The 11,703-nt window shown below is 60.4% G+C and carries 10 protein-coding genes; 4 read left to right on the top strand and 6 right to left on the bottom strand.

Annotated elements, in window-relative coordinates; translation table 11 throughout:
• Positions 1-33 precede the first annotated feature (33 nt).
• Positions 34-318: a hypothetical protein gene (locus CRI93_RS10200; protein WP_098062536.1), complete on the bottom strand. Its 285-nt coding sequence runs from the start codon at positions 316-318 to the stop codon at positions 34-36.
• Between the two features lie 222 nt (positions 319-540).
• Here CRI93_RS10200 and CRI93_RS10195 point away from each other — a divergent pair, with 222 nt between their 5' ends.
• Entirely contained in the window at positions 541-819 is a 279-nt protein-coding gene (locus CRI93_RS10195) for a DUF4290 domain-containing protein (RefSeq protein WP_098062535.1), read from the top strand.
• A gap of 72 nt (positions 820-891) precedes the next feature.
• On the opposite strand, the gene CRI93_RS10190 is transcribed toward CRI93_RS10195, so the two are convergent.
• Both CRI93_RS10190 and CRI93_RS10185 read right to left on the bottom strand, forming a co-directional pair.
• The gene (locus CRI93_RS10190) at positions 892-1,587 is read right to left on the bottom strand and encodes a TIGR04283 family arsenosugar biosynthesis glycosyltransferase (protein WP_098062534.1); all 696 of its coding nucleotides are present in this window, start codon (positions 1,585-1,587) and stop codon (positions 892-894) included.
• A 152-nt stretch (positions 1,588-1,739) separates the two neighbouring features.
• Positions 1,740-2,816 (bottom strand): M42 family metallopeptidase, encoded by a 1,077-nt coding sequence (locus tag CRI93_RS10185; RefSeq protein ID WP_098062533.1) that lies wholly within the window; start codon positions 2,814-2,816, stop codon positions 1,740-1,742.
• Positions 2,817-3,118: 302 nt separating this feature from the next.
• Between CRI93_RS10185 and CRI93_RS10180 the strand changes: the two genes are divergently transcribed.
• On the top strand, positions 3,119-3,841 hold the full coding sequence (locus tag CRI93_RS10180) for a response regulator transcription factor (protein ID WP_098062532.1): 723 nt from the start codon (positions 3,119-3,121) through the stop codon (positions 3,839-3,841).
• 309 nt (positions 3,842-4,150) lie between these two features.
• On the opposite strand, the gene CRI93_RS10175 is transcribed toward CRI93_RS10180, so the two are convergent.
• The 3 genes from CRI93_RS10175 to CRI93_RS10165 form a co-directional block, all read right to left on the bottom strand.
• Entirely contained in the window at positions 4,151-4,915 is a 765-nt protein-coding gene (locus tag CRI93_RS10175; RefSeq protein WP_098062531.1) for a response regulator transcription factor, read from the bottom strand.
• A gap of 673 nt (positions 4,916-5,588) precedes the next feature.
• A complete protein-coding gene (locus CRI93_RS10170) occupies positions 5,589-8,054 on the bottom strand; it encodes an endonuclease MutS2 (RefSeq protein ID WP_098062530.1) in 2,466 nt (821 codons plus the stop codon).
• 430 nt (positions 8,055-8,484) lie between these two features.
• Positions 8,485-9,492, bottom strand: coding sequence for a sugar phosphate nucleotidyltransferase (locus tag CRI93_RS10165; RefSeq protein ID WP_098062529.1), 1,008 nt, complete (start codon positions 9,490-9,492; stop codon positions 8,485-8,487).
• 474 nt (positions 9,493-9,966) lie between these two features.
• Between CRI93_RS10165 and CRI93_RS10160 the strand changes: the two genes are divergently transcribed.
• Positions 9,967-10,653, top strand: coding sequence for a YiaD family glycine zipper/OmpA-like lipoprotein (locus CRI93_RS10160; RefSeq protein ID WP_098062528.1), 687 nt, complete (start codon positions 9,967-9,969; stop codon positions 10,651-10,653).
• 136 nt (positions 10,654-10,789) lie between these two features.
• Positions 10,790-11,683: a tetratricopeptide repeat protein gene (locus CRI93_RS10155; RefSeq protein ID WP_176521820.1), complete on the top strand. Its 894-nt coding sequence runs from the start codon at positions 10,790-10,792 to the stop codon at positions 11,681-11,683.
• Positions 11,684-11,703 lie beyond the last annotated feature (20 nt).

Here is an 11,703-nt window from a genome sequence, read left to right as displayed (position 1 = left end):
TGCAGATGCCCGGGCTATCCTCCTCAAGTGGTGCTACAGCTGCTCCATCTTTTCTTTCGGGATGCGGATGAGGTAGCGCTGGTCCATAATTTCTTCGTGGACATCAAACGAGCCGGTTCCCCGAAAATCGACCGCGATGTTGGGACCGTTGACGCGCTTTACCTCCCCGATACCATAAAACGAGGGATGCGGCCCGTAGTACACCAACTGCCCTTTGCGGAACTCCTTGTCGCGTAGGGCACGCCGGTGAAACGCGGGAACGGTAGGCAGCAACTCAAGCCGATAGGCGCTCGTGTGCTCGCCAGACTGCGTACTCATAACACCTGTAGCGGGTTGGTCATCAAGACACCATGCTTAACGGAAGCGCCGGGTGGGAGATTCGTTGCCCCGCTGGGCATGGCTCCCAATGCTGGCTTTGCCAACTTCGTGCAACACCCTTGCCTATTGCAACGTAGCACTGCATCTACCTACCCACGTCCTCGTTCTATGTGAGGACGTGCGCTCTCATTTAACACGTCTTGAACGTCACCTGCTTATTTTATGCGTTACACCGACAAGATGGTTGACCGCCAGGTTGGCCGCAATGCCGAACTCTTTTCGCAAGCCGTTGCCGAGCTCGACTCGCCCGCCGAACGCTACCCGTACCTGCGCATCCTGGTGAGCCTGGTCGAACAGGCCCATCCCGAATGGCGACAGGCCCCCAACAAGGGCAGCCAGATTGCCGGATTGCTCGACCGCATGAGCGAAGGCACACTCGACTCTGACGAGGTCAAGGAAGTGGTGCGCGTACGCGACGAGGAACGTGGCTACTACCGGTAGACGCACCCTGCCAACCCAATGCCAATACATCGCGCTAACGGACCTCGTGCCGCCTCTCGCGCGAATGCCTGCTCAGGTGCGGCGCACGTCGTTGCTGTATGCATAGGCGTTGGCCATCTTAGCGGGCGGCGTACCCGTCATGTAGCGAAGCCAAAGCCACGCGTTCTGCATCTGCTGGCGCAACGTGCCCACCGCCCGAAACCGCCGGGCCGATGTAACAACGGGCGCATCCACAAACTGAAATCCGCCCTGCGTGCACAGCCGTCGGGCCATGTCGAGGTCTTCGAAGATGGAAATCGGGGCGAAGCCTCCAATCGCCTCAAAATGTGTGCGCCGAATGAAGAGCCCTCGGTCGCCAAAGGCAAATCCCCACCAGTTGAGGCCGGTGCACCATGCGTAAAAACGCAACAGTGGTGTAGAGCGGTCGAAGGTCAGCCGGAACGTACCGGCTTGCACCGAGGGGCGCTGTAGCGCGCGGTGCATTGCACTCCATGCTGCTGGCGTAACAGTTGTATCTGCATGTAAAAACAGAAGAATAGACGCCGTAGCCCGAGTAGCGCCCATGTTCATCTGGCGCCCGCGCCCCCGTGGGCTGGTGCAGACCGTGGCATAAGGGGAGGCGTAGGCGCGCGTTTCATCCGTGGAATGACCATCAGCCACGATACACTCAACCGGTCCTGGCAGCGCATGCACGCGGCGTAGCGTATCGGCAATGCACACAGCTTCGTTCAGCGTGGGGATGATAACAGCAACACGCGGTCGAGACATAGCACAGCAGGCCTACAAAAGACAACAAGCAGTTGCACCGGGCTGTTGTGCAGGGGCAGATGCGCAACCAAACAACCCGGCACGCACAAGCAGTGGGTGTTGTGTCCTCGTCATGGCGTTACAACGCACTGCACTGCAAGACGTCCCTCCGCCTACAACCCGCTGTCGAATGCTGCATCGGCCTCCAGATCGTTCACGAAGGCGACGAGCCAGTTAATGCACTGCTCGATATCGTCTGTGTCGGCCACCTCGACGGTTGAGTGCATATACCGCAGCGGTACGGACACCAAAGCGCTGGGGACGCCCGCACGCACGCGGAAGATACTATCGGTGTCGGTGCCGGTGCGGCGGCTGGAGGGCTCGTGCTGCAGCGCAATGTCGTGGGCTTCAGCCGCTTGCATGAGGCGCTCGACTACCTGCGGATGATTCGACGTGCCATGCGTTACCGTAGGCCCTTTGCCGAGCTTAATCTGCCCGTGCTGCGTTGCGCTGATGCCCGGCGAGTCGGTCGCGTGGGTTACGTCGAACGCCACCGCCGCATCTGGCTGCAGGCGATGCGTAATCATCTTGGCGCCATGCCCGCCAATCTCTTCTTGCACCGAGTTGGTAGCTACACACGTCCATGCTGCGGGTTCGTCTTGCTCAGCCAGACGACGCAGCACCTCGGCCATGATGAATCCGCCCAGCCGGTTGTCGATGGCGCGCGCCGTGATGCGCGAGTCGGTGAGATGCGCGGGCGACATGTCCATGACCATGGGATGGCCTACACGGATGCCGCGCTCGGCCACATCGTCGGCGCTGTCGGCCCCAATATCGACAAACAGTTCGTGTACTTTGGGAATGGATTCATCACTTCGGTCGCGCAGGTGAATAGCGGTGTTGCCCACCACGCCCAGCACCTCACCATCGTCGCCCAGAATGCGCACGCGCTGTCCCCGGGCAATGGCGCGGTCGGAGCCGCCAATGCGGTTGACGTAGATCATGCCCTCGTCGGTGATGTGACGCACCATATACCCAATCTCGTCGACATGGGCATCGAGCATGAGGCGGGGGGCATCGTCATGGGACCCGTGTACCACGGCCCAGGCTGTGCCGTACGGGTCTGAATCGACATCATCGGCAAAGCCATCCACGTATTGCGTCCACACGCGCTGCCCAGCAGTTTCGAAGCCGGTCGGACTGGGGGTTTCCAGCAGTTCGAAGAGAAAGTCGTGCGCCGAGGTTGTCATAAGTCGAAACGGTTGCAAGAAAGAGAGTTATGAACGGTGGAGCGTGTACCACGCAGTACAAAAGCATATGATGCGCATCCTTAATTGTGCAGGGCGCAACAAGGTCGTAACGCGCTGTAATGAATTGGTGAGAACGCCCGCACAGGCTTGGATCCGGGACAGGTGTTCATATATTGCAATGCTGCATTAACATATTGCATTTGTACGTGTCCGTGCCCTCGGCACGGCCTGCTCTGAACAGCCTCCGACGCTCCGCGTCGGTTTGACTTCGCAACTGCCTGTCTCGCTAATCCTTTTTTGTTATGGCCAAAACGACCGAACGGACGTACCACATGCTCATCGTGGAGGATGATGACGACATTCTGATGGGCCTCCGCGACTACTTTGATATGCAAGAGTTTGAGGTCGAAACGGCCTCCGATGGCGAGGAAGCACTTGAGCAGATGAAATCGATGGAGGACTGCGATGTCGTCTTGCTCGACGTGATGCTTCCTAAGAAGGACGGCTTTCAGGTGCTTGAAGAGTCACAGCAGATCGGCTTCAGCGCCCCCGTCATTATGATTACGGCTCGTGGGGAGCAGGAGTCGAAGCTCAAGGGCTTTGGCCTGGGCGCCGACGACTACGTCACCAAGCCGTTTAATGTGGAGGAGCTTGCCGCCCGCGTCAAAGCGGTGATGCAGCGCACCATGCCGCCCTCAGAAGCTCCGATGGATGTGTACGAGATTGGTGAGGTGGAGGTCAACTTCACCACGCACGAAGCCTTCCGAGGCGACGAGGAGATCAACTTTACCGCCCTGGAGTTCGATATCCTGCGCTATCTCATTCAACACAAGGGGCGCACGGTTACACGCAAGCAGTTGCTACGCGACGTGTGGGGCATCGACGAGAATATCATTACGCGCACCATTGACCGGCACATGGCCTCCGTGCGCAAGAAGATTGAGCCCGACCCGTCATCGCCCACCTACATCGAAACCGTGTACGGCATTGGCTATCGGTTCGATGACTCCAACACCGGCGCATAGTCTGCCGTCAGCTTCGGGCGGGTCGTTGGAGCGGCACCGCGCCCTGGAATCCAACTGAACAACCGTGCTGAACACACCTCGCTGCGGATCCCCTTTACTGTTAGGCATGCGCTTCCCCCTCGCGTCCTGTGTAGGATGAGAGGGGGAAGCTTTTTTGCTGGGTATCGCCGAAACCTCCATGCCAGAGCCGTGCCTTAGCCTACGGTGAGACTGAGGAAGGCGAACGGGGGACCGTTCGCCTCAGGAAAGGGTGTTGCCAGGAGAGTAGTCACTTCACGTCTAACCACTACCTTGCGACGTTAGCCCACGCTACACGTTAGCCGCTTCAGCGCCTTCGTCGGAGGCGTTCCCCGACGGGTCTTCCTCGACATGCGTGGCGCCCACCAGCTTATAACCAATGCCATACACGCTGCGGATCGCCCACTGCGACTCCTCATCGCCGTCCATCACATCGCGCAAGGCGTTCACGTGGCGGTCGATGGTGCGGGTTTCGACTTCGGCGGGCAGATTCCACACATCCCGCAAGATCTGCTCACGTGTGGCGGTACGCCCACGACGGCGGATAAGATATTCGAGCAGCGCGTACTCCAGGTCAGTCAGCTTGACCGGCTTGCCATTGCGGGTGACCGTATTCCCGTCCAGGTCAACAGTCAGGCCGCCCACCTCAAACACGCCGCCTTCCTCGATCGCCTGCGCTTCGCGGCGCAGCAGCACCTCAATGCGGGCCATCAGCTCTTCGGTAGCAAAGGGTTTTGTGAGGTAGTCGTCGGCACCCGACTGAAAGCCTTGCATTTTGTGCTCGTGGCCGCCAAGCCCTGTAAGCATAAGCACCGGCGTTTGCACGCCCTCGGCCCGTGCCTGGCGAAGCACCGCAAAGCCATCGCGGTCAGGGAGTTTCGCGTCCAAGATGATGAGGTCGTACCCCGGTAGCGACGCGGCCTCTTCATGGCCCGATTCGCCGTCGGTGGTCATGGTTACATCGTAATCCTGTGATTCTAAATAGAGCGTGAGGCTTGTGCTCAGCTCTTCGTTGTCTTCAATGACGAGGATGCGGGGCGACTGCGCGTTTTCCATAACACCAAGAGCAGATAGAAACAAACCAACGAATATAGAGGGGAGCAAGCGCAAAGGGGTCGGTAGCCGTCGTGCTCCATTGACTACCATGCAGTTCGGCTACCATCCAGAACAGACCCGCTATGCAAAACGTGTATCTTGCTCTAACAACTTGGGAGAACGCGGGTGCCCTGCGTTTGTAATCGCTATGAAACGATATTGCCATCCGCCTGCAATTCCAGCCGCTGGTGGTGGGTAGACGCTACGTGATAACGCTACAAGACATCGCCCCTCTACTTCGTTCGAAGTCCTTCTCCCTTTAGAACCTGTTTGGGGTTTGGTTTGCAGGCGAGAGCGAGCAGCAATGCGGCGAAAATTGAACCACGATGGAGGTTCGTAGCACCAGAGGCATGACCTAAAGGCCCCCGGGGCTACGGGCCGAGATCGGGGGCAATTTGCACCAGGGTATGACCTTCGGCCCCAGCCCATTGAAGCCGCTCGCAGCGCCCTGACCGTAGGGAAGAAGTACTCCTGGGGTGCCCAAAGTAAAAAATCAAAACAGGTTCTCATTCCGCCTCGCTCCATCCGTCGTCCTGCGGACTCGGGTGGATTTCTACCCTCTTCTCCAAGGGGGAAATGTCCAGAGGATCACGCCTTCGGCAAAGCTCGGCAGACAGAAGGGGTTGGGCAACAGTTACGAGGCCAACGTAACATGCGTCACGCCCGCTCCGCCTTCCTCAATGGGTGCAATGTCAAAGTGTGCCACATCCGAGCGCTCACGCAGTTGGTCGTGAATGGCCTCGCGCAACGCGCCAGTACCCTTGCCATGTAGAACCTCGACCTGGTTGAGCCCTGCCGCCACGGCGTCGTCAACGAAGTGCTGCACTTCCAGCAAAGCCTCCTCAACTCGCTCCCCACGCAGATCAATGCGATGCGAGGCCTCCAACGCGGTCATGGGTCCGCTGCTGTAGCTGCTGGTTTTGTCGGATGCCGAGCGCGCCCCGCCCACCCGCGTAAGCCGATGTAGCGGTACACGCATGTGCATAGGCCCCGAGCCGACAAGCGCCTCGGTACCCTCCAGTTCGAGCACCTCGACCTTGGTCGAGCCGTCGTCGACCACCACCTGGTCGCCCTCCTGAATCGGCTCCTGCTGCGGTGTGCCATTAGAGGCAGCCGGAGCCCCGTCATCACCAGATTGCGGGCTCGGCTTGGAAGGCTGCCCAGCGGCTTCGTTGGCAGAGGCTTCCTGCTCGTCTTCGTTGCGTGCGTGCACCTCCTTCTTGTACGCCTCCAGCCGCTCGCGCGCCTCTTTGGTGGCCTGGCGCTCGGCCTCGGCCTCTTTGATCTCGCGAATGGTGCGCTCTACGCGCGCATTCGCCTCGTTTACGATGCGCTCGGCCTCCTCCAGTGCCTGCTGCCGGTACTCCTCGCGCTCTTTCTCGATAGAGGTGCGCTTCTGCTGCATCCGCTCGCGCTCCGACTGCGCCCGCCGCTTGGCTTCTTCAGCCTCGCGCACCTGCTTTTCCAGCTTCTGCGTGCGCGTCTCGAATGTCTTCACCAGGTCCTCCAGCGCCGACATCTGCTCGCCCGCCAGGGTGCGGGCGCGGTCGAGCAGCCCCGTATCCAGCCCCATGCGCTCGGCAATCTCGAATGCATACGACGACCCCGGAACGCCCTGCTGATACTGATACGTGGGGGCCAGCGTCTCCTGGTCGAACACCATCGACCCGTTCTCCACGCCATCGGCTTCGTAGGCATATGCCTTCAGGGCACCGTGGTGCGTGGTGGCCATGGTGCGCACACCGGTCTTGGTGAGGCGCTCCAGCAGCGCCTGTGCCAGCGCGCCCCCGGCCTCCGGATCGGTGCCCGTACCCGCCTCATCAATCAGCACCAGCGTGTTGGGCGTGGCCTGCCGCATCATGTGGCGCAGGTTGGCCACGTGCGAACTGAAGGTGGAGAGGTCGTCTTCAATCGACTGCTCGTCGCCAATATCGACGATGATCTTCGACCAGAGCGGTACTGTACTGTGCGGCGCCGCGGGGATGGGCAGCCCGTACGCCGTCATGAGCGAGCAGAGGCCCACGGTTTTCATGGCCACCGTCTTGCCGCCCGCATTCGGACCGGTAATCACAAGCGTCGTAAAGTCGCGCCCCAGTTCCAGCGAAAGTGGTACAATCGGCTCATCCGATTCGGGCGAGTCGCTGTGCAGGCGATGCAGCACCAGCGCAGCGTTGCGGGCATCTTCGAGCTTCACGTGGCCCTCGTCGTTCAGATTCGGCACATGCGCCTCAATCTCGTTGGCCATGCGGGCTTTTGCCTGTAGCAGGTCGAACTGCCCGAGCACCTCCAGATTGGTTTCAATGGATGCGATGTGCTTACGCACGCGCGATGTGGCAGCGCGCAGAATGCGCTCAATCTCGTTCCGCTCATCGGCCTTTAGCTCGCTCACCTCGTTGTTCAGCTGGAGGCACGCCGCCGGCTCGATGTACACCGTCTGCCCCGTGGCCGAGGTGTCGTGGATGAAGCCATCCACCTTGCGCTTGGCCTCGGCCCGAATGGGAATGACCATGCGCCCGGCGCGAAGCGTGGGCTGATCTTCGGTCGCATAGCCCTTGCCAACCGCCTTGCGCAGCTCACGGTTCAGCGTCGTGCGCAGCGCGCTCTGCCGCTCCCGAATCTGGCGACGAATGCGTTGCAGCGCGTCGGAGGCGTCGTCACGGATCGAGCCGTCGTCGTCGATGATGGCACCGAGGTGCGCCTCCAGGTCGGTGAGCGGGTCGATGCGACGCGTGCTGCGCTGCAGCGACGGGTAGTCGTGCCTGCGATCCGCAAAGTAGCGCGATAGGCGCTGGCCCGTCACCAGAATCTGACGCACCGCGTGCAGCGCCTCTGCCGAGACGTACGCGTCTTCGGGGCGGGCTTTGCGCAGCGTGCCGCGCACGTCGTGCACATGTTGTAGCGGGATGCCGCGGTCGTAGCGCAGCGCCTCTTGCGCTTCATGCACGCGCTGCAGCTCCGAGTCGAGCCAGTCGCGCGAGCGGGCGGGACGCATCCCCTCAAGACGTTCTTCGCCCAGCGGCCCCTTTACGAGCTGACCCAGGCGGCGGCGCACCAGGGTGAAGCCGAGTTTGTCTTCGATGGAATCGGGATACGTATGCATCCTATACAGCGTGTCAGCATGGCACAAACGAGCAGCGGTCGATGCGCAGGGCGTCCTGGCATCAACCGCGTGTGCTCAACGAGAGGAGGCGCGGCAGGCTCCATGCCGCGCCCGGTTCGAACGCTAATTTACAGGTTCATGATGCGCGTAGTGCTGTGTCAACCCTCATTTTGATGGTTGTCCTGAAGCCATTCTCCAACAAAGCCTGTCATGGTGAGCGCAGTCGAACCATCTCCCGCTCGGTTAGCGGGTACCTGGCGGGTGAGAGGTTGTGCCAGGCGTGTGGGAGATCTTTCGACTCTGCGTCTCCTTGGCGGAGCCGCTTCGCTCAAGATGACAGCATGTAAGAGAGGTACGTTACTGCCCCAGGATTGAGGCGTGATACAGCGGTAGTGCAGCGATCCAGCATCACGAAACGTACAGAGCGGTGCTATGACCGCGGGCCTACGTAGCTGTGGTCGCCTACGTTGAGCACCGTAGCCCCCGGATCCACCGTAGCATGCTGGCCGACGAGCGTATCCTTGAGAACGGCGTTGGATACTGTGCCCTGGGCAAACACGATGCTGTCGCGCACCACGCTGCCGTCGACGGTTGCCCCCTGCTCGATGGAGACGTTCGGCCCCACAACGGCGTTTTTGACGTCCGCATCCGGCCCAATGTACACCGGCTCGTGGATGATGCTGTTGGTGACGGTGCCCTGACGGTTGTCGTCGGGCTCGCGTTCGAGCATGCGCCGCGTGGTGTTGAGGAGCGACGGAATCGTGCCGCAGTCCATCCACGCATCAACCGAGGCGGTTTTGAACACGGCGCCGTCTTGCAGCATCCGGTCGAAGGCGTCGGTGAGCTGGTACTCGCCGCCTTTGCCACGGATGTTGTGCTCGATCAGGTACTCGATTTCCCGATGCAGCCACGCCAGGTCATCCACATGGTAGATGCCGATGATCGCCTCGTTGGAGATGGGCTCGTCGGGCTTCTCGACAAGGCGCACGACCTGCTCGCCCTCGCGCACGGCCACGCCAAAGCGGCTGGGGTCGTCGACCTCGCGGACCCACATGGTTACGTCGGCCCCTTCGAGCGAAACGGTATCGCTCATGCCGAAGAGCGTGTCAGCAAACACCACGATGCCGCTTCCGGTGAGGTAATCGGCGGCAGACCCTACGGCGTGGGCGGTGCCCAGCGCCTCGTCCTGTACCGCGAACTGCGCCTCCATGTCGTTGCGCTCGCAGATGGCCGTGAGGTCGTCGCGCACGCCCTGTCCGAAGTCGGGCCCGAGCACAAACACCCCCGTGTCGATGTTGGCCTCGATGGCTTCAGAAAACGTGTCGACGATGCGCTCGACGATAGAGGTGCCGCGCACCGAAAGCAGCGGCTTCGGTGTTACGTGAGAGTGAGGGCGCACGCGCGTACCGCGCCCCGCCATCGGAATAATGAGCTTCATAGCAGTACCAGAGAACAGTCTACAGAAAACGAGAAGAATCCGCACGGATAAACCAGCGTCCGCTACACGACAGAACCACCACAACGAGGCGGAGCCGTCCGCATCCGCCATAATAGCCCGAAGCAGGGCAGAACTACCGATAAAATCTGATCAAACCCCCGTTATGAACGCTTTGGAGCGAATGCTTGCCTGCGCAGGGCAGTCTGTGTTGCTGTGTTGTACAGTATTGTGTACGTCGGATTCGATGTGGAGTGGACGATACGAGGTCTGCATCGCTTAGTTGCAGTCCATAACCTGTGAATGAACGGCTTGGCACGTGGGTTGTAGTGAACAAGTGCCCGTGCAGCCGCCACACCACAGGTCGGCGCTCTCCGTACAGATTGGAGCGTTGGGTCGGCTCATCATGAGCACCTTGCGTGCCTGTGCTCTGCATCCCACGGTTCGTTCGTTTGCTGATTTGTTTTGCTTCTGCTTATGCGCCGCATTACCCGTGTTTCTTCTATTGCACTTGTTGCGCTCCTGCTTCTGGCCGGCCCGCTCGTTTGGACGGGCTGCGAATCGCTCAGTAATACCGAGCAGGGGGCGCTAATTGGAAGCGGTGCGGGCGGCGCTGCCGGTGCAGCCATTGGTCGTGCGGCGGGAGGCACCGCCGAAGGAGCCATTCTGGGCGCGGTTATCGGGGGAGCTGCAGGTGCCATCATTGGGCAGCGCATGGACCGCCAGGCCGAAGAGCTCGACGAAGAGCTGGAAGATGCTGAGGTGGAGCGCGTAGGCGAGGGCATCAAAGTGACGTTTGACTCGGGCATTCTGTTCGACTTCGACTCGTCGGAGCTACGCCCTGCGGCGCGCCGTAACCTCAACGACCTGGCTGCCAGCGTGCGCGACTTCGAAAAGACTGAACTCATGGTGGTCGGCCATACCGATGCGCAAGGCAGCGCATCGTACAACCAGGACCTGTCGGAGCGCCGGGCCGATGCGGCGTATCAGTACTTGGGCCGCCAGGGCGTACAGCCCAGCCGCATTACCGCGCTGGGCCGCGGTGAGGATGAACCCGTCGCCTCCAACGAAACCGAGTCGGGGCGCCAGCAGAACCGACGCGTGGAAATTGCCATCTATGCCAGCGAGGAATACCGCCAGCAGGTGCAGCGCAATCAACAGTAACAATTTGCACCTGTTGGAAGCATACCTTGCTGCCTTACCGTTTTCCATGAAACATCAAAAGATCCATCGTCCTATGAACGTTCGGTCGATGCCAGAAAACCCCGTGATCGTATTTTTCCCACGAACTCTTCTATCCATGGCTACTTCTGTTTCTTTTTCATACCGCAGTGCGCTGCGCAGCCTGGCGGTTGCAAGCCTTGCCCTTTTCATAGTGGCCGCGTTTACGGCCCTTCCGTCGCTTGCGCAGAGCGAAGGCGGTAATAGCGCGATGCAGCAGTTGGAGCAATCGTACCGCCAGGGCATGCAGGCGGGTCAGCAGGGCAACCACGAGGTGGCCTACAACAACCTGTCTGAAGCGATTGAACTGGCCGCGCAAGAAGAGCAAGAAAACGCTCGCCGCCAAATTCAGGATAACCTGACGCGCATGGCGAAAAACTGGGGCAATGACGCGCTCGAAAACGAAAACTACGAGGATGCGCTCATGCACTTTGAGACTGGTGCCGAGTATGCCTCCGAAGATGCCTACTTCTACTACGGCATGGGCGTAGCACAGCTGCGCCTTGAGAACGAGGATGAGGCCATGCAGCACATGCAGGAATCCATTCGCATCGGCGAGGAAAACGGAGATCAGCGTACGGTAAGCCTGGCTACCGACCGCATCCGAGATGAGTACGTAGCGCGTGCTTCTGCGTCGCTCAGCAAAGACAACGTCACGTCGAGCGACATCGAGGCGGCGCTCGAAGCGCTCGATACCCTCGAAGAGTACGTGGACCCAAGCGACCGCTCCTACTTCTACCGAGCTGTGGCCCTCTTCGAGGACAGCGACTATGAGGGCGCGATCGAAAACGCCCGCCAGGGGCTCGAACTACATAGCGGAAGCCGGTCGGATGCAGCGCGTTATCACTTTGTGATTGCGGAGTCGCAGTTCCAGAGCGGTGATACCGAAGCGGCCTGCTCTACCTTTGAGGATGCCGCGTACGGTGATTACCGAGCCCGCGCGCAGCACTACCTCGAAAACGAGTGCGAATAACCGTACCCGTTGGGCTCCTG

Source organism: Longimonas halophila, assembly GCF_002554705.1.
Lineage (GTDB): Bacteria > Bacteroidota > Rhodothermia > Rhodothermales > Salinibacteraceae > Longimonas > Longimonas halophila.
The sequence above is the reverse complement of the archived record's forward strand: the minus strand, read 5'-3'. Positions and strand labels throughout refer to the sequence as shown.

Excerpts from the sequence above, each read along its gene's own strand:
- CRI93_RS10155 (WP_176521820.1), top strand. The coding sequence starts at position 10,790 with ATGGCTACTTCTGTTTCTTTTTCATACCGCAGTGCGCTGCGCAGCCTG.
- CRI93_RS10175 (WP_098062531.1), bottom strand. The coding sequence starts at position 4,915 with ATGGAAAACGCGCAGTCGCCCCGCATCCTCGTCATTGAAGACAACGAA.
- CRI93_RS10185 (WP_098062533.1), bottom strand. The coding sequence starts at position 2,816 with ATGACAACCTCGGCGCACGACTTTCTCTTCGAACTGCTGGAAACCCCC.
- CRI93_RS10170 (WP_098062530.1), bottom strand. The coding sequence starts at position 8,054 with ATGCATACGTATCCCGATTCCATCGAAGACAAACTCGGCTTCACCCTG.
- CRI93_RS10195 (WP_098062535.1), top strand. The coding sequence starts at position 541 with ATGCGTTACACCGACAAGATGGTTGACCGCCAGGTTGGCCGCAATGCC.
- CRI93_RS10180 (WP_098062532.1), top strand. The coding sequence starts at position 3,119 with ATGGCCAAAACGACCGAACGGACGTACCACATGCTCATCGTGGAGGAT.
- CRI93_RS10190 (WP_098062534.1), bottom strand. The coding sequence starts at position 1,587 with ATGTCTCGACCGCGTGTTGCTGTTATCATCCCCACGCTGAACGAAGCT.
- CRI93_RS10160 (WP_098062528.1), top strand. The coding sequence starts at position 9,967 with ATGCGCCGCATTACCCGTGTTTCTTCTATTGCACTTGTTGCGCTCCTG.
- CRI93_RS10165 (WP_098062529.1), bottom strand. The coding sequence starts at position 9,492 with ATGAAGCTCATTATTCCGATGGCGGGGCGCGGTACGCGCGTGCGCCCT.
- CRI93_RS10200 (WP_098062536.1), bottom strand. The coding sequence starts at position 318 with ATGAGTACGCAGTCTGGCGAGCACACGAGCGCCTATCGGCTTGAGTTG.